The organism is Glutamicibacter sp. BS14, assembly GCF_056934375.1.
Genome location: NZ_CM167801.1, coordinates 2,742,561 through 2,761,232, shown reverse-complemented (window position 1 = coordinate 2,761,232; position 18,672 = coordinate 2,742,561). Strand labels below are relative to the sequence as shown.

The following is an 18,672-nucleotide window of genomic DNA, read 5'->3' as shown; positions in this document are numbered from 1 at the left end:
CCAAGCTGACAAGGTATATATCTATGAAGAAGATCATGCCGATCTATGGCACTCGTCCTGAGGCCATCAAGGTTGCGCCGATCGTCAAGGCTTTGAAAGAAGCTGACGAGTTTGAATGCGTTGTTGTCGTAACTGGACAGCACCGGGAAATGCTGGATCAGGTCAACGAGCTCTTTGGCATCACGCCGGACTATGACTTGGACGTCATTCAGCCGCGCCAGACCCTGAATGGTCTGCTTACTAAGACCATTGCTGGTCTTGACGAGATTTTCGAAAAGGAAAAGCCTGACGCTGTAGTGGTCCAGGGCGACACCACCACTTCGACGGCTGGCGCAATCGCTGCTTTCTACCGTGGTATCCCAGTGGTTCACGCTGAGGCTGGACTTCGGAGCTATGACATCTTCTCTCCATTCCCGGAGGAAGCTAACCGCAAGCTGACCAGCCAGATCGCCAGCCTGCATTTGGCTCCAACGTCGTTGAGCAAGCGTAACCTTGAGCGTGAAACGTTCAAGGGAAGTGACATCGTTATCACCGGTAACTCTGTCATTGACGCACTGCTGACTGTTGTCGAAAAGAAGGTTCCTTTCTCGGATCCCAAGTTGGAAGAATTGGTTTCTTCTGACAAACGCATTGTTCTGGTGACGACGCACCGTCGTGAGAACCAAGGCGAACCAATGCGCGGCATCGGCCGTGCATTGGCAAAGCTCTCCAAGGCGGAACCAGATGTTGAATTCATCTTGCCGTTGCATCGCAACCCTGCGGTTCGCGAAGCGTTGCTTCCGGAAATCGATGGACTGCCTAACGTGACTTTGACCGAGCCGCTGGCTTACGGCGAATTCACTCGCATCATTGATGCTTCGACCGTCGTCTTGACCGATTCCGGTGGCGTCCAGGAAGAAGCTCCAAGCCTCGGCAAGCCTGTTCTGGTCATGCGCCTGAACACCGAGCGTCCTGAAGCTGTTACCGCGGGTACCGTACGCCTGATCGGCACCGATGAAAACCGCATCTTCGAATCGGTCACTGAGCTGTTGCATGATGAAGCGGCTTACAACGAAATGGCTAACGCTGTAAACCCTTACGGTGATGGCAGGGCTTCCGTACGTACCGTCGCTGCAATTGCAGAATTGCTTGGCGTAGGTTCGCGTATCGAGGAATTCGATTCCAGTCTGTCAGATCCAGAAGACATGATGCGGGCAACCAGCATCTAGTTCCGTTCAAAAGACCAGTTCAACACCAGTTGAACTGGTCTTTTCTGGTTTATACCGGAAAGAGTCATGCGATGCAGGCCCTTTCAATATGGTTTGCCTAGTTTTATCAGTACGATCGAATCATGATGAATCAAACTGCAATATTTATTGATGCCGGATTTCTGCTCTCACTAGGCGGTCATCGTGCCGCCGGAACGACCTTAAGATCAGCCTTTACAACCCATTACGAGGCGCTGGTACGCGGGATCGTGCAAACCGTAAAGAAGAATACGGGTCTTAATAACCTCCGCGTGTATTGGTATGACGCCTCGAAAGACGGGCTATTTACTGAGCAGCATAAGCGGATTGGCTTGATACCCGGCGTTAAAGTGCGCTTAGGTCGTATCTCTTATAACGGCGAGCAAAAAGGTGTGGACCTGAGACTGGCGCTGGACCTTGTAGGGGTTGCCCGTAATGGCTCGGCATCAATTGCTTACTTGGTCTCCGGCGATGACGACCTCGCCGAGGCCGTCGAAGAAGCGCAAGACTTGGGCATGAAAGTAGTGTTACTAGGCGTAGCGAAATCCGATAGCCGTCTTGGAGTAGCCTCGGTGGCTGAACACCTGGCTTTGACCGCTGACTACATTGAAATCGTTCCGAATCAACTATTGGATAGCGCATTCACCAAGGTTCTTGAATGGGACAAGAATCATTCTGAAAAGACGTCTCTAATTGCTAGTGCGTCTTTGGAGACAGAAGCAAAGCCAGCAGCGAAGCCATCGGTTCCTACTCCTGCCGTCATGGCTCAGAAGCCAGTTATCAGGCCAGCCGTTGAACCGGAAGCCGAACCTGTGGTGATCTACTCCAGTGGTGGTGAATCTTCTGGCTATCAGGGTTCCGCGGCTTATGAGCAACAAGAGTTGAAGGTTGCAGAAGAGATCGGCGCAAAGGTTGCTGAATCCTGGCTTGCCTTCACGACACAGTCTGACGTAGTAGAACTCATTGCTGACAAGCCGCAGCTGCCACCCGAAATTGACAGGACTTTGCTCAAGGATTGCGCTCAAGTGCTTGGGGAATGGAAAACTGATCAGCAGATCATCCGCCGCACACTTCGTGGCGCCTTCTGGGAGTATTTGGGCAAGATCATGTGACGAGTCAGTACAATCTGGAAATCCGCTTTCCGACGCTAGCTAAGGTAAATTTATATCGTGACTTCTCAGCAGAAACCTTTTTACATCACCACGGCTATTTCTTACCCGAACGGTACCCCGCACATTGGGCATGCCTACGAGGTAGTGGCTACCGACGTTATGGCTCGATTCAAGCGCCTGGATGGTTTTGACGTCTTCTTCCTGACCGGCACCGACGAGCACGGCCAGAAGATGATGCAGACCGCAGAGAATCTTGGGGTCACGCCGGCTCAGCTGGCCCAGCGTAACTCGGATGCATTCCAGGCCATGAATGATGAGCTGGGTACAAGCTACGACCGCTTCATCCGTACCACTGATGCAGACCATCATGCGGCTGCGCAGGAACTCTGGCGCCGCATGGAAGCCAATGATGACATTTACTTGGATAAGTACGCAGGATGGTACTCGGTACGCGATGAGGCCTTCTACACCGAAGACCAGACGGAAGTGCGCAAGGACGGTATTCGTTATGCCGTTGAAACCGACACTGAAGTTACTTGGACTGAAGAAGAGTCCTACTTCTTCCGCTTATCCAAGTACCAGGACAAGTTGCTGGAGTACTACCAGAACAACCCTGAATTCGGCGCGCCACGTTCCCGCTTCAATGAAGTAGTACGGTTTGTCGAAGGCGGTCTGATGGACCTTTCGATCTCTCGAACGACCTTTGATTGGGGCATCCCGGTACCGGGCAACGAGAAGCATGTAATGTACGTCTGGGTAGACGCCCTGACCAATTACCTGACGGGCGTTGGATTCCCGGACGTTGAGTCTGCTTCTTTCCAGAAATACTGGCCGGCAGATGTCCACGTGATCGGCAAAGACATCTCGCGATTCCACGCGATCTACTGGCCAGCATTCTTGATGTCTGCAAAACTGCCATTGCCTAAGCGCGTCATGATCCATGGATTCCTGCACAATAACGGCGTGAAGATGTCCAAATCCCTGGGCAACACTGTTTCCCCAGATGATTTTGTGAACCGTTATGGCTTGGACCAGGTACGCTACTTCTTCTTGCGTGAAGTTCCGTTCGGTGCCGACGGCAGCTACAACCACGAGACCATCGTTGCCCGTATTAACGGTGACCTGGCCAATAACTTCGGCAACCTTGCACAGCGTTCACTTTCGATGGTCGCAAAGAACTGTGGGGGAGTAGTCCCGACCCCGGGCGAATTGCTGGAAGCTGATCAGCAGATTCTGGAAGCAGCCGGCAAGCTGCTGGAGATCAACCGAGATGCTTTCTCGCGTCAGGAATTCAGCAAGGCACTTGAATCCGTTTGGCACGTTCTGGGCGATACCAATGCCTACTTCGCTGAGCAGGAGCCATGGAAGCTGAAGAAGACCGATCCTGAGCGTATGGCTACTGTCTTGTACGTGACCATTGAGATTGTCCGCAAGGTGGCGTTGCTGCTTCAGCCAGTATTGCCGCAGGCCATGACTTCTATGCTCAATGCGTTGGCAGTTGGCGAAGGTTCGGCGCGAACCTTCGAGTCCTTTGATAGCGCTTTGGTCCCAGGCACTGAGCTCCCAGCTCCTTCTCCTGTGTTCCCACGTTACGAGGAAGAGAAGTAAGAATTTTCCTGAGAGGAAATTGAGGAGTTCTGCTTGATTCTGAATCCGAGCAGAACACCTCAATTTTTTTCATTCAGTCAGGGTGTGACGACTCCGGTCTGGTAGGCGATGACTACAGCCTGGACCCGGTCACGAGCTTCCAGTTTGGCCAGAATATGACCCACATGGGTTTTGACTGTAGCTTCTGACAGGAATAGTTTTTCTGCGATTTCCGGGTTGGAAAAACCTTCTGCAATCAGGCCAAACACTTCCCGCTCGCGAGGCGTCAGCGATTCAACCGCGGCAATCAGGTGATCCTTGTGCTGTGACGAGCTCTTCTTGAGCATTGGCGCCATGTGGTCCAGCAACCGTCGAGTGGTCGATGGCGCTATGACGGCGTCTCCTCGATTGACGGTGCGTACTGACTCCAAGAGTTCTTCTGGGGGCGCATCCTTCAAAAGAAAGCCGCTGGCGCCGGCTTGAATGGCGCTTAGCGCATATTCGTCCATGTCGAAAGTCGTCAGCACGATGATCTTGGGACCATCAGCGGCCTTCTTATCTGGATCCAATAGGCGTTCGGTAGCTTCGATGCCGTCCATTTCCGGCATTCGCACGTCCATCAAGATGACATCCGCCTGAGCCATCAGTGGTGCAGCTAGTGCTTCACGGCCATTGCCAGCTTCAACAATGACTTCCATATCCTCTTGGGAATTAATGAGCATTCTGAAGCCACTGCGAACCAAGAGCTGATCATCGACCAAGCCGACCTTGATGGCATCTGTATTAGGCATTTGAATATTAGTCCTCGGTGTAAGGGATGAAAACATTAACGGCGAAACCGCCCCCGGTCCGGGGGAGTGCAGTGCAGGTACCTTCATATAAGGCTACGCGTTCTTTCATTCCCTGCAGACCTTGTCCTACGCCTTCCAGGACGATGGAACCGGCACCTCGCCCATCGTCGCTGACGCTCAAATTCAGGCCCCGGGAAGTCCACTCAATATGGACTTGGGTCTGTGTATCAGGACCAGCGTGCTTAATGACATTCGTGAGCGATTCTTGAACGCATCGATAGATTGTGAGCTCCGCGCCTGCCGGTAGTTCTTTCCGCGGGGTTCCAGAAGTTTCGAGATGGACATTCAGTCCGGACACGGCAACGCTTTCTACGAGTTCAGGTACGTTTGCCAATGACGGAAGAGGGCGATTCTCCAATTCCTCATCTTTGCGTAGAACTCCCAGAAGCCTGCGCATTTCTTTCAGTGAAGCGCGGCCAGTATCTGAAACTGTCTTCAGGGTCTCGATGGCAATCTCCGGGTCTTTCGCCGCCGCATATCGTGCCCCGTTAGCCTGGGTGATGATGACAGAGAGCGAATGGGCCACGATGTCATGCATCTCGCGGGCGATGTGGTTTCTCTCGTCGGAAGCTGCCAGGGCGCGCTCGGTGAGGCGTTCTTTCTCGAGGCGTTCGGCGTGATCCCTCAGGGACTTCATGGCCAGACGCCTCGTTCGCGCTAAGTCACCGAAGGTCCAAGAAAGGGTGACAACCAATGCAAGACCCACGAAAGAAATCATCATGTCGAAGGTGAAGACGGGGGATGGATCAGGCGAGTACCTTGAGGCGCCGAACATGCTGAACGTCGCCAACAACGCGCCAATCAGACCCAGCCCCAGCGTGCTGAATGACTGCCAGCGTTTCCCGTAGACAGCCATGGTATAAACCATGATTGGAACGGATACTTGCGAGAACATCATTAGCCCGTCAAAGCCCAGTTGCAATACATGCCCGGTGGCGACAACGAGGGTCGCTGCCCATGGGCAGCGACGCCGCACCATCAGCGGAGCTGACTGGAGAAGAGAAAGGCTCAGCACGGCGAGAACGGCGGCAACTGACATCGAAGAAGCGAGGCTGAGGGCGGCCGGTATGCAGAACAGCGTGTACAGCAGGCCGGTGATGAAATCTACCCGTCCGGGATTCTCGCGGATCCAACCGTCAATTCGACGGTGGGGATTGGCAAAGATCAAGAGTTCCTGCAATTCAACGTTTTAGTAGCTGTTGATCCGTATAGCGAAGCAAAGGATCTGTTTATCCAAGGTTATCGGCAATGGAGACGGCGATGCCTCATGCCCAGGGAGGAAATATGTCGGCGGAAACTCATCAAATCTCATTATTTGAGATGAACTCTCAAATGGCGGACGCTAGTCGATAGAATCTGTGCCATGGGAAATGTAATTGATATTGCGGTCATTCCGGGTGACGGTATTGGCCCAGAAGTTGTTGCCGAAGCGGTTAAGGTTCTGAAGTTCGTCACTAATGGTGGCAAGAACGAGATCAAGCTGACCGACTACAAGCTTGGTGCAGAGCATTGGCTGGCGACTGGCGAAACACTTCCGGATGCGACGCTGGAAGCTCTTAAGAAGCACGATGCCATTCTCTTCGGCGCTGTTGGCGCTGCCCCTGGAGATACGCGCATTCCGTCCGGAATTATCGAGCGCGAAATGCTTCTGAAGCTCCGCTTCTCGCTGGATCATTTCGTGAATCTGCGTCCGGCTAAGCTCTATCCTGGAATTGAGAGCCCCCTGGCTAACCCCGGTGAAATTGACTTCGTGGTGGTTCGCGAAGGTACCGAAGGCCCGTATGTAGGCAACGGCGGTTCGGTGCGCACGGGCACCGCGCATGAAATCGCTACCGAAGTATCGGTAAATACCGCCTATGGTGTGGAACGTGTTGTCCGCGACGCATTCCGCCGTGCATCAGAGCGTGAACGCAAGCGTGTCACCCTGGTGCACAAGCACAACGTGTTGGTGCACGCCGGGCATTTGTGGAAGCGCACTGTCGAAATGGTGGCGCAGGAATTCCCAGAGGTTACCCACGATTACCTGCACGTGGATGCGGCTACCATCTTCTTGACCACGGACCCATCGCGTTTCGACGTGATTGTCACTGACAACCTCTTTGGCGACATCCTCACCGACCAGGCCGGCGCCATTACCGGTGGTATTGGCCTGGCAGCCAGTGGCAACATCAATATGGACCGTACCTACCCATCGATGTTCGAGCCGGTTCATGGTTCGGCTCCGGATATTGCCGGCCAGCAGAAGGCAGACCCAACCGCGGCGATTCTGTCCGTGGCACTGATGCTTGATCACCTCGGGTTGGCTGAAGAAGCTCGCACAGTTGAGCAAGCTGTTGAAAAAGAGATCACTTCACGTCAAGAATTGACCGATAATCGCACCACAAGTGAAATTGGCGATGCAATTGTCGCGTTACTGGCATAAGCTGAAAGTGACGTTTCTGGTTAGCTGATAACCAGTAGCCAAATCCACGAACGGATGTTCCGCAGAGGCGTGGAGCATCCGTTCTTTGTTTATTGAACTAGGAAGTCCAGGGTAGATGGAATTCACCGAAAATCTCTCAACGAATCGCAAGAGCGAACAGGACCGAGCCGGCGTCTTGGCTAATCCTGGGTTCGGAGACTTCTTCACTGACCACACCGCAGTCATCGACTGGTCAGCAGACGATAGCGGCAGTAACGGTGAATGGCATGATGCTCGAATTGAGCCATACGGCCCTATCGCCATGGATCCGGCCGCCTCGGTCCTGCATTATGGCCAGGAAATCTTCGAAGGCCTGAAGGCCTACCGCCACGCCGATGGTTCGGTATGGACTTTCCGCCCGCAGGCCAACGCTGCCCGCATGAACAAGTCGGCTCAGCGCCTAGCACTTCCGCAGCTGGATGAAGACGTTTTCGTCGACTCGCTGCGCAAGCTGGTGGCAACGGATATCGATTGGGTTCCTACCGGTGACGGCGAAGCCCTGTACCTGCGTCCATTCATGATTGCTACCGAAGCATTCCTTGGTGTGCGTGCAGCGCGTGAGGTTTCCTACCGCGTCATCGCATCTCCAGCAGGCAATTACTTCGGTGGCGAACTCAAGCCAGTGGCTATTTGGGTATCGAAGAACTACGCACGAGCAGGCCGAGGCGGTACAGGTTCGGCTAAGTGCGGTGGCAACTACGCGGCCTCGCTCGTAGCCCAGCTGGAAGCTGAAGAAAACGGCTGCAAGCAGGTTCTGTTCCTTGACTCCTTCAATGACAATGCCGTTGAAGAGCTCGGGGGCATGAATGTCTTCTTCGTAACGAAGGACAACAAGCTGGTGACCCCAGCGTTGACCGGAACCATCCTTGAAGGCGTGACCCGTTCGTCGGTCATCCAGCTCGCGAAGGATCGCGGCATGGAGGTCGAAGAACGCAAGATCACCCTGGATGAGTGGCGTGAAGGCATCGCCTCAGGCGATATTGCCGAGGTCTTTGCTTGCGGTACAGCAGCGGTGATCACCCCAATCGGCCTGCTGAAGAACGGCGAAGAGCTCATTGGTGAGGAGAATGCTGGAGCCGGTGAGGTGACCATGTCCATTCGCGAAGAACTGCTGGGAATTCAGCGGGGTACCGTGGAAGACCGTCACGGTTGGCTGGAACGTTTGGCGTAAAGCTAGCTCAAAGTTGCTGGTCTCGAGACTTGTAGTCTCGGGACCAGTGGTTTTTAAACCGAATTGGTCATGTGCAAACGCAGTTGCTAGCGTCAGTACGTAGCAGACGCTGCTCCACTGCAAGAAGTTCTGGGGCCGATCGAACGGAGTAATGTTTGTCTGGAGAAGAGCGCAGGGAAACTAGAAGCATTGCAAGACGAAGCTTGCTCGGTCTGGCTGTTGTTGGTGGAACCGCCGCAGGGCTTTCTTTCCTCTTCCCGGACCGTCGGGCCTCTGAGATTAGCGCTCCTTCAGTGACCCCGTCTCCGAGCCCCACGCCGAAACCGACTCCCGATATGCGGTATTTAGCGAATCTGAAGAGTGGGAAAGAAATTAGTGGCCATGAAAAGGTCTTCGGCAGAGCATATTCGACGCTGAAGATTCTAGAGGCGGTACCTCTAACCAACTATCGCAATTCTTCGAAGCTTCGGTTGGCGGTGTCTGTTGTCGGGCATATCAATGAACTGCAAATAATCGATCCCTCCGTCGGCAACGCTATTCACACGTTGAATTTGCCCGATGACAGCGGGCACGGAATTGATTCGATGGTTTGGGATGAACCCCGGCAAAGACTTTATGTCAGTGTGGACGGGAGTGTTCTCGCATGGAATCCAGCAATTCCTGAGCAGTTCAATACCTTGGTGGACGTTGAAGGCGCCTCGGTTGCATATGAGCTTCGGCTTGATTCGAGCGGCAATTTGTGGGGAGGAACCTATCCACTCGGCGCAAGCTTCAACTACAACGTCGAAAGCAAGAATCTTCGAGTATTTGATCGTGTAGCCGAAGACACCGACTATATCCGCCGGCTGGCATTGGATGGCCGGGGCAGAGTATGGATGGGAACGGGGTCTCGGAATCCTAGGCTATTCACCTTCGAAGCGGGGAAGCCGGACGCAGTACGTGAAATAAACCTTCCAGTGCATGTGGCCCATGGATTCATTGGGTCGCTTGACCCTATCGGGCACTACCTCGCTGTTACCGTTAGCTCCGTTTCCGAACAATTCATACTCGATACCCGGACGATGAAATGGCACGAGCCAGTGACCCGGGTATGGGCATCGCGCGAGATTTCCAAGTCCAGTGCGGGGAGATTCTTCAGCATCACTTCCGGCCATCTGCATTCAACTGCATTCCAGGGAATGGACGACAAGCAACTCGGAAAAGTCGAGGCGCGCGGCATCTTGTGCATCATTCCGCAGAATGGGCGCATCCTCATCATCAGTACGACAACCGATGGGATTCTCTGCGAAACATTCGATCTGGGTTTGAATCGCGTACGCGCTACCCGCGAAATCAGATTGACCCCGAGCGCCATCAAGATCCAATCGCTGCTCGGACACAGTGACGGAAACATCTATATCGGAGGATACAAGGCGAACGGTGTCGCCGCATTGAATCCGGAAACTGGCGTTCGTTGGAACTCCGGCGATGACGAGCAGGTGATCAACCAGATCGAAGGAATGGTCGAATACAACCAGAACAAGACCTACATCGGTTCCTACGGTAGCGCTGACCTGGTCCTCATGGAAACACCTCAAAACAATGCCGACAGAAAATACGATCGCATTGCACGTCTGATCACAGAGTACTCGCAATCGAGGCCCTTCGGCTGGGCAGCGAATTCATCCAGCGTGTTTTTCGGAACTGTTCCGGAATATGGAGTCTCAGGCGGTGTTCTGGGGAAGATTGATCCTGCTACTGATACGGTCTCTTGGGTTCTTGACGGGGACGGCAAAGGATTCGTTTCAGGCCATTCCATCATCGGGCTAGCCGCCGATGAATCGTATCTCTATGGCACCACTTCGGTACGCAACGGATATGGCGTTGAAGATACGACAAGTCCTGCCAAGGTCTTCAAGATGCACATAGCGTCCCGCAAGATCCTCTGGGAAACAAGTCCTGTGGAATCCGCTGGCGCGTTGTATTCACCTGTGATCATCGGCGGTTGGCTGGCCGTAGCCGATCTGCAAGGTGTAGCCTTGCTGGACTTGGACAGCGGACAGTTGAAGAAACGGCATATCGTCAACAACGTTAAAAACACTTCCTATCGTCCTGGATGGCTAGCTGCAGACGTAAGGGCAACGCCGGATGGGCAGAAGATGGTTCATGCTGCAGGGGGTGGAATAACAGTGATGGATTATGTTGCAGGAACTACTCATTCCGTCGTGTCCACACGAAGCCATGACCGGCACGGCACCAGATTGACCGTTGGTGCCGACGGCCACGTGTACGGGATTCTAAATCAAACCACACTGGTGCAGCTTGCCCTGGCGCCGGAATTGACCTAGCCAAGTTCGCGGCGACGAGCCGAGGTGGATTGCCGTCCGAGGATTTCCTTCCCTTCATTAGCCGTATTTCGCAGTCGCAGTTCCTGCAGTGAAGGAAAAGCCGAGACGTCATAGTTTAGGCTTGTATTCATGCGCATTGCACGATTTGTAGTAGATAGCGACCCGCTGTACGGCGTAGTCGACGGTAACGATATCCATGTTTTGGCTGGAGACCCATTTTTCCAGGGGATCAAGACCACTGGTGCTACGCACTCTTTGGATGATGTTCGGTTGGTAGCGCCGATCATCCCTCGCTCAAAGGTCGTGGGCTTTGGCCGCACGTACCGCGAGCACGCCAAGGAACTTGGAAATGAAGTTCCTGCTGAGCCGCTGATGTTCTTGAAGCCGAATACTTCCGTAGTCGGCCATGGAGACCCCGTCACCCTGCCGGCGTTTTCAAATGAAGTTTCCTTCGAAGGTGAACTTGCCGTGGTGATCGGCCGTATCTGCAAGGACGTTCCAGCCGACAAGGCGCAGGACGTGATCTTCGGCTACACCGTAGCAAACGACCTGACCGCCCGCGATGCTCAGCGCACCGATCCGCAGTGGGCTCGTGCCAAGGGCTTTGACGGTTCTTGCCCGCTGGGCCCGTGGATTGAGACTGAGATTGCCGACCCGGATGATCTGGGAATTATCAGCCGCGTCAATGGAGAGGTTCGCCAAGATGGAACTACCAACGACATGATCTGGCCAGTCAACGAATTGGTTGCTCGTGCTTCCGAAGCTTTCACCTTGCTGCCAGGCGATGTCATCATGACCGGCACCCCGGCAGGCGTCGGCCTAGTAAATACAGGCGACGTTGTAGAAGTGGAAGTCGAAGGTATCGGTTCATTGCGAACCGTCTTCCGTCGCTAGGAACCATCACTGATGTTGTGAGGCTTTCGATCGCTAATGTGATCGGGAGCCTCGCGCTTTAACTGCAAGTTTCTTTGCAGAAGGCATAGAATGAAAACATCATGACTGATCTTTCGTTGATTCCCGTTGTTACCGAAGATACCCCGGTACGCGTTCGTTTTTGCCCATCCCCAACTGGTACCCCTCACGTAGGTTTGATCCGTACTGCCCTCTTCAACTGGGCCTACGCGCGTCACACCGGCGGCAAAATGGTCTTCCGCATCGAAGACACTGATGCCAAGCGTGACTCCGAGGAAAGCTACAACCAGCTTTTGGATGCTCTGGCTTGGTTGGGTATCGATTGGGACGAGGGCGTTAACGCGGGCGGTCCGCATGAGCCATACCGCCAGTCGCAGCGTGGTGAGATCTACGAGGACGTCATTGCCAAGCTTCGCGCTGCAGGCCATGTTTACGAGTCCTACTCGACCCCAGAAGAAGTCGAAGCACGCCACAAGGCAGCCGGCCGTGACCCGAAGCTGGGCTACGACAACTTCGACCGCGAACTGACCGATGAGCAGAAGGCTGCGTTCAAGGCCGAAGGCCGTGAACCGGTATTGCGTGTACGCATGCCGGATCACGACATCACCTTCAACGACCTGGTACGTGGCGAGATCACCTTCAAGGCTGGATCCGTTCCCGACTATGTGGTGGTGCGCGCCAACGGCAAGCCGCTGTACACCCTGGTCAACCCAATCGATGATGCGCTGATGGGCATTACCCACGTACTTCGTGGCGAAGACCTGTTGTCCTCGACCCCACGCCAGGTCGTCTTGTATGCGTTGCTGCACGATATCGGCGTTGCCCAGTACATGCCGCGTTTTGGCCACCTGCCATACGTTATGGGACAGGGCAACAAGAAGCTCTCCAAGCGTGATCCAGAATCCAGCGTATTCTTGCACCGCGACAATGGATTCATCCCGGAAGGCCTGCTGAACTATCTCGCGCTTCTTGGCTGGTCGCTAAGTGCTGATGAAGATATCTTCTCGCGTGAGCAGCTGGTAGAAGCCTTCGATGTAGCAGATGTGTTGTCCAATCCTGCCCGCTTCGATGTGAAGAAGGCAGAAGCAATCAACGGAACCCACGTGCGCATGCTCGAAGCACAGGATTTCCGTGATCGTTTGGTTCCTTACCTGCAGGCCGCTGGCCTGGTGGGCGAAGAACTGACTGAACGTGAAAACGACATCCTGGACCAGGCTGCGCCACTGGTACAGGAACGTATTGCCCTGTTGGGTGAAGCGACCGACATGCTTGAATTCCTCTTCAAGTCTGATGACGAAATTGTCATCGACGAGAAAGCGCTCAAGGGAATGCCGGCAAACCTGGTTGAGGTTGTCGATGCTACTGTCCAGGGCCTCGAAACCCTTACCGAATGGAACGCCGAAACCATCCAGGCAGCACTGCGCACGAAGCTCGTGGACGAACTGGAACTGAAGCCTCGTCAGGCATTCGGACCAGCCCGCGTTGCTATCTCCGGAAAGCGCGTATCTCCACCGCTCTTCGAGTCCATGGAAATTCTTGGACGCGAGTCGAGCCTCAAGCGTTTGCGCGCATTTGGTGAGTCCCGCTAGCTATTCGCCGAAAGCCCGCTGAAAAGCACGTTGAACGCCTCGGATGGTTCCAGTCCTGTGAGCTGGTCCTGTCCGAGGCGTTTTCGTTGAGATTGTTGACGCACTCGTAGATGTGCGAACGGCCGCAATCCGCGTTTATCGTCCATGTCCGAGCCGGAGCTGGCTCATCTGTATCTTGAGCGACTGGCCGGGATTGAGGCAGGTTTTGCGGATGATGGTGCTTATGCCCGGGAAAGGTACATGGCAGGCGGGCTTATGTTCATGGGGCAGCGAGAAGTGCGGTTGCTGCGTGCGTGGAGTTTGGCAAGATTAACCGCGTCAAGCGGAGAAGCCTAAACCCCATTTGTGCCCCGTTCCTTGGCCGGTGCGCTGAACTAGAGGGTCTGCCGGCACAGGCGCTTTGCATAGGGGATGACCCTGTTGGCGGCTATCAATGTGCCGTTGACGCGGGACTCCAGTATTTTCTCACGGACAGTGCTTCACTTCACAAGAATTTCCCTGCTTGGCTAGTGGCGGATTTGGGATGACTGGCAGCTGTTCTTTGCTGATTTTCCGCGGATTCTGCGTGGGGCACCGGTCGCGAGGCTCGATTTGTGTACTGAACATTAGGCCGGTATAGTTTTATCTCGTGCTACGGCAGTGGCCGGAATGACGCTCAGCTGAATTCCGGAAAGGCCAAGTCACAGTGGGATATGGTGTAATTGGCAACACAACGGTTTCTGGTTCCGTCATTCTAGGTTCGAGTCCTGGTATCCCAGCGCTTCACCAAAGAGATTTGGTGAGCTGAAGATTAATCTTCAGCATACGGCCCCATCGTATAGCGGCCTAGTACTCCGCCCTCTCACGGCGGCAACACGGGTTCGAATCCCGTTGGGGTCACCACAGTAAAACCGCGGAGAATTCCGCGGTTTTTGCGTTTCCCGGACAAAATCTGCATCAGGCTCGCGGGTTTCCCTGTTGGCATGAGGCAAGATAGTTCTCATGGAGTCGAATTCAGATCTGGCTAAGAGCTCAGGGCAGGAAACTGCCTCGCAAACCGAAATTGGCAGTGATTCCGCGGCGCGTTTGAGCGAGCTCCAGAAGCTGCTCGAAGAGCTTTCCTTTGTAAATGGCCAGCCACGAGAAGCCTCTGCGTTCGAAGAACTGCGCAACAAGGCATTGCATCAAATCTCGGACTACCTGATTCCACGAGTTTCGAATCTCGGCGCACCGCTACTGGTGGTCGTCGGTGGCTCCACGGGCTCGGGCAAATCGACTCTAGTCAATTCCCTTCTGGGAGAACCTGTCAGTCTCTCCGGCGCCGTGCGTCCGACCACCCGGACTCCGGTCTTGGCTTTCAACCCTGTTGACCAATCCTTCTTTGAATCTGAACGGATTCTTCCCGAACTTAAACGCGTAGCCGGACGTGGCTTCAATGCCGATGCCGGAGCAGCCAGTAATCATGCGCTGTTGATGACGCCCCGTGAGCAGGTACCACGAGGTTTGGCCATCCTCGATGCCCCGGATATCGACTCGGTTTCCGACGAGAACAGGGAATTGGCGGGCCAGCTTCTGAACGCAGCAGATCTGTGGATTTTTGTCACCACAGCCAATAGATACGCCGATGCTCTTCCTTGGGATATGCTCACCGAAGCCGGCGCACGGAAAATTACCGTCTGCGTCGTCTTGAACAGGGTGCCACCTGGAGCCGAAGACGATATTGTTCCGGATTTGAAACGCCTGTTAAGCGAGAAGGACCTGGATCCGTCGTTGCTGCATGTCCTGAACGAGACGCAACTGGATGACCAGAAGTTGATTCCAAGTGAGCATGTGGAACCCTTGCTCGCGTGGCTGAACTCACTGGCAGCAGATTCCGCTAAACGGCAGCAGATTGCGGCCCAAACACTTGACGGCGCGTTGCGGCGCACCACCGCAGATGTCAGTGAGCTTATCGCTGAACTGCAAGAGCAGGAGAAACAGCTCGTTGAATTGCGCGCCATTACCAATGAGCGCTTTGAGCAATCGCTGGCCAGAATTAACGATTCGCTCAATGACGGCTCATTGCTGCGTGGCGAAATCCTGGCCCGGTGGCAGGACTTCGTAGGAGCGGGCGAGCTGCTGCGCGGAATCGAAGGCGCCATTGGACGGATGAGGGATCGTGTTGGCGCATTCTTGACGGGAAAACCGCCAGCGACCCATCGTGTTGAACAAGCCATCGAATCAGGCCTGCACATGGTCTTCATTGCCGAGGCAACCAAGGCCTGCCACGACGTTGACAGGTCGTGGAAGAACACGCCATTTGGCCAAGCGTTACGCTCTAATCTGCAATCGCCGCGCCCGCCACAGGATCTCAATGAGCAAGCTTCGGAAAGCATCCGGCTTTGGCAAAAAGATGTCTTGGACATGATTCGGCAGGAGGGCGCCGGGAAGCGCAAGACGGCCCGCATGGCGGCATTTGGAGTCAACGGGGTGGCGGTCATCCTGATGGTCGTGGTCTTTGCGTCAACAGCGGGCCTCACCGGTCTGGAAATCGGTATTGCCGGCGGCTCCGCATTGGTAGGGCAGAAACTGCTGGAAGCAATCTTTGGCGAGGATGCGGTACGTCGCATGGCCACCAAAGCCCGCAAGATGCTTGACACCCGGGCACGGGATCTACTGGATAGGACCTCGTCGATCTACCTGGACGAGCTAGCCGCAAAATCGCAGCCGGAGCTTGCCGATCGTTTGGGCAAGATTACCTCAGCCTTGAGCAGCAAAGGGGCTCACTAATGTCCGAGCGCAAGATTCTCAGAGCAGTCAGCGGTCTCAACTCTCAAATCAACAGCATCGTGGAAGCGATGCAGCTTGCAGAACCATATCTGGAACCAGAAACCATCGATCTAGCCGCGGACGTTATCACGCGTGCTGAATCTCGGCGCCAGCTTTCATCCGAACATGTGGTTGTAGGACTTTTCGGTGCCACGGGCAGCGGAAAATCAACGATGTTCAACGCTTTGGTAGGGCATGAGTTGGCGGCCACGGGTGTCATCCGCCCGACTACTACTGATACTGTCGCTGCAATCTGGGAACCAGAAGGATCAAGCGAGTTACTGGACTGGCTGGAAGTTACTACTCGTCACGTCATGGGCGATCAGGACAGCCGGGCGCAACCTGGAAAGAAAAAGAAGTTCGACTCCGGTCTCTTGCTGTTGGACCTACCGGACATGGATTCCACGGCAGTGGATCACCACAAGATTGCTGCTCGTTTGGTGGGCCAAGTGGATTATCTGGTATGGGTGCTTGATCCGCAGAAATACGCCGACGCGTCAATACACCATGGATATCTCAATTCCTTGCGCAGCCAGCAGGGGAACCTGCTGATCGTCCTGAACCAGATTGACAAGATTACAGAACAAGAACGCAAGCAAGTCGTCGATTCCTTGCGCGGCATCTTGGCAACCTCCGGCTTGGAGAACCTTCCCATCGTTTGCGCCTCTGCTGCCACGGGTGAAGGCGTCGCAGATGTGCATGCCAAGATTGCGGCCGCGGCGAAAAACAAGGCACTTTCCACACGTCGGCTCCGCGCAGATGTTGATCAAGTCATCCACCGCCTGAGTGAGGAACTCCAGGTGGAGAAGGTGCGCCTGCCTAGCCAGCTGCACCAAGCGGAGTTGGAGCGTGTGATCGCAAAAGCGCACGGCGCCCAGTACATTGCTGACGCAGTGGAGACCTCCTACCTGCTTCGGGGTGCTTCGCGAACAGGATGGCCTTTGACCACGTGGCTGGTGAAGCTGCGCAACGATCCGCTGAAGCGGATGAATCTCGGGCGCCGGCATGAAGACCCGGAATTGTCCTTGACTTCGCGTCCAGAGCTTTCTGTCGCGGAGACTGCGGCTATCGAACATGGCATCGACCAGTATGTTTCCGAGGCTTCCAATGATCTTCCGGAAAGCTGGAAAGAGCCACTGCGTGAAAAGGTGCACGCGAATACGGAGGTACTAGATGACGGCATCGATGCGGCTATAGCCGGGACACCGCTGGGTGTTGAACGGTCATCCTGGTGGTGGCCGGTAGTCAAAGTCATCCAATGGGTGGCACTTGTTGCCGCCCTGGGCGGCGCCTTGTGGCTCGCGGGCTATCCGGTGGCTGGATACTTCCAATTCGACCTGCCGCCGGCTCCCCGGGTCGAAGGAATCGCCGTCCCGACGCTGCTGGTTTTCATAGGAATACTGCTGGGTATTGTCCTTGGCTTGGCTTGCTCGTTTGTCAACCGAATAGTCGCTAAAGTTAAGCGTAGGAAAGCGTTGAAGAACATTGAACGCTCGGTATCCCACTTGGTCAGGCAGGCCGTGATTGATCCTGTTGACCAGCATTTGGACACCTTCAATAGTTATTCTGCATTGATCACCTCAGCAGCCAAGAAAGCCGATTAGAACTCTGTGACTACAAACCAACCAAACGCCGATGCAACGGTAGGTGACCTTGGGGAACAAGGCATCCTGGACGCGATGTTGCCGCTGCTTGATTCAGAACAAGCAAGTCTTGGGCCCGGCGACGACTCAGGTGCGCTGCGCGTGCGCGGAACGGAAGTTCTCGTCTCCGTGGATACCCTGGTTGAGAATCAAGATTTTCGGTTGATCTGGCCCAGCGGGCTAGAGCACAGAGCCTATGACATCGGGTGGAAATCCATTGCGCAGAATGTTTCGGACATTAATGCAATGGGCGGTCAAGCTACTGGCGCCGTGATTTCTTTGTCCCTGCCGAAGGACACTTCCTTGGAATGGGTCAGGGACTTCAGCCGCGGCGTTGCCGAGGCTATACAGGGACTTGGCGCACAGGAACTTACCATTCTCGGGGGAGACCTCGGGAAGTCCCAAGAAATTTCCGTTACCACTACAGTTCTGGGCGAATGCGAGCATGGCAAGGTCCTGAGGAGCGGAGTCCGAGTTGGCGACCGCATTGCCGTGGCGGGACGTGTCGGTGCTGCGGGGGCAGGGCTTTCGGTGCTTGAGCATGATCGCAACGAACAAGGCTGGAGCCGGGCAGTGCGCCGGCTGGTCCAGGCGCAGTGCCGTCCCGTGCCACCGTTGGAATCCGGCCCGCGTGCCGCGGAAGCTGGTGCTGCAGCCATGATGGACATATCTGATGGGCTGATCCGTGACGCTGGGCGCTTGGCCAAAGCCAGCCATGTGAATCTCGAGTTAGAGTCTTCCGCGCTGCAGGATTATGCTGTTCGCTTGGAAGCCGCGTCAGAACTGACCGGCACCGATCCGATGTCGTGGGTATTGTACGGCGGCGAAGATTTTGGACTCCTTGCTGCCTTCCCAGAGGGAATTGAAATCCCAGAGGAATTCACCGTAATTGGTGCTGCCAAGCCGGCTAATGGTCGCCGCGCAGTGGTGAAACTTGATGGCAAGGTAGCAAAGCCTGAGTCAGGCTTTGACCACTTCGGCTAGCTGCTCCGAACGTGCTTCATGA

Annotated in this window: 13 protein-coding genes and 2 tRNA genes; 13 read left to right on the top strand and 2 right to left on the bottom strand. The window is 54.8% G+C overall.

Annotated features, from left to right (window positions below):
* Window positions 1-23 precede the first annotated feature (23 nt).
* The 3 genes from wecB (at window position 24) to metG (ending at window position 3,946) form a co-directional block, all read left to right on the top strand.
* Window positions 24-1,208 carry a non-hydrolyzing UDP-N-acetylglucosamine 2-epimerase gene (gene wecB / locus AC1Z36_RS13070; protein WP_133834663.1) on the top strand — a complete coding sequence of 395 codons (1,185 nt, stop codon included), beginning with the start codon at window positions 24-26 and terminating at the stop codon, window positions 1,206-1,208.
* Window positions 1,209-1,330: 122 nt separating this feature from the next.
* Complete coding sequence (locus AC1Z36_RS13065; protein ID WP_402734922.1) at window positions 1,331-2,338, top strand: NYN domain-containing protein; 1,008 nt, start codon at window positions 1,331-1,333, stop codon at window positions 2,336-2,338.
* Between the two features lie 57 nt (window positions 2,339-2,395).
* Window positions 2,396-3,946: a methionine--tRNA ligase gene (gene metG / locus AC1Z36_RS13060; RefSeq protein ID WP_400288790.1), complete on the top strand. Its 1,551-nt coding sequence runs from the start codon at window positions 2,396-2,398 to the stop codon at window positions 3,944-3,946.
* Window positions 3,947-4,023: 77 nt separating this feature from the next.
* Here metG and AC1Z36_RS13055 read toward each other — a convergent pair whose 3' ends face one another.
* On the bottom strand, window positions 4,024-4,716 hold the full coding sequence (locus AC1Z36_RS13055) for a response regulator (protein ID WP_105659141.1): 693 nt from the start codon (window positions 4,714-4,716) through the stop codon (window positions 4,024-4,026).
* A gap of 7 nt (window positions 4,717-4,723) precedes the next feature.
* Window positions 4,724-5,956 carry a sensor histidine kinase gene (locus AC1Z36_RS13050; RefSeq protein ID WP_105659142.1) on the bottom strand — a complete coding sequence of 411 codons (1,233 nt, stop codon included), beginning with the start codon at window positions 5,954-5,956 and terminating at the stop codon, window positions 4,724-4,726.
* 183 nt (window positions 5,957-6,139) lie between these two features.
* Between AC1Z36_RS13050 and AC1Z36_RS13045 the strand changes: the two genes are divergently transcribed.
* The 10 genes from AC1Z36_RS13045 to thiL all read left to right on the top strand — a co-directional run bounded on the left by AC1Z36_RS13045 (window position 6,140) and on the right by thiL (window position 18,650).
* Entirely contained in the window at window positions 6,140-7,198 is a 1,059-nt protein-coding gene (locus tag AC1Z36_RS13045; RefSeq protein ID WP_105659143.1) for a 3-isopropylmalate dehydrogenase, read from the top strand.
* 115 nt (window positions 7,199-7,313) lie between these two features.
* Complete coding sequence (locus tag AC1Z36_RS13040) at window positions 7,314-8,408, top strand: branched-chain amino acid aminotransferase (RefSeq protein WP_483561311.1); 1,095 nt, start codon at window positions 7,314-7,316, stop codon at window positions 8,406-8,408.
* A gap of 155 nt (window positions 8,409-8,563) precedes the next feature.
* Window positions 8,564-10,735 carry a hypothetical protein gene (locus AC1Z36_RS13035; RefSeq protein WP_402734920.1) on the top strand — a complete coding sequence of 724 codons (2,172 nt, stop codon included), beginning with the start codon at window positions 8,564-8,566 and terminating at the stop codon, window positions 10,733-10,735.
* Window positions 10,736-10,864: 129 nt separating this feature from the next.
* Window positions 10,865-11,629: a fumarylacetoacetate hydrolase family protein gene (locus AC1Z36_RS13030; RefSeq protein ID WP_402696305.1), complete on the top strand. Its 765-nt coding sequence runs from the start codon at window positions 10,865-10,867 to the stop codon at window positions 11,627-11,629.
* 101 nt (window positions 11,630-11,730) lie between these two features.
* Window positions 11,731-13,236 (top strand): glutamate--tRNA ligase, encoded by a 1,506-nt coding sequence (gene gltX / locus AC1Z36_RS13025; RefSeq protein WP_105659146.1) that lies wholly within the window; start codon window positions 11,731-11,733, stop codon window positions 13,234-13,236.
* A 686-nt stretch (window positions 13,237-13,922) separates the two neighbouring features.
* Window positions 13,923-13,994, top strand: a tRNA-Gln gene (locus AC1Z36_RS13020).
* Between the two features lie 48 nt (window positions 13,995-14,042).
* Window positions 14,043-14,118: transfer RNA gene (locus AC1Z36_RS13015), tRNA-Glu, on the top strand.
* A 99-nt stretch (window positions 14,119-14,217) separates the two neighbouring features.
* Complete coding sequence (locus AC1Z36_RS13010) at window positions 14,218-15,984, top strand: dynamin family protein (RefSeq protein ID WP_134780360.1); 1,767 nt, start codon at window positions 14,218-14,220, stop codon at window positions 15,982-15,984.
* Entirely contained in the window at window positions 15,984-17,627 is a 1,644-nt protein-coding gene (locus AC1Z36_RS13005; protein ID WP_483561310.1) for a GTPase, read from the top strand. The genes AC1Z36_RS13010 and AC1Z36_RS13005 overlap by 1 nt, the downstream gene beginning before the upstream one ends.
* Before the next feature lie 6 nt (window positions 17,628-17,633).
* The gene (thiL, locus tag AC1Z36_RS13000; protein ID WP_483561309.1) at window positions 17,634-18,650 is read left to right on the top strand and encodes a thiamine-phosphate kinase; all 1,017 of its coding nucleotides are present in this window, start codon (window positions 17,634-17,636) and stop codon (window positions 18,648-18,650) included.
* Window positions 18,651-18,672 lie beyond the last annotated feature (22 nt).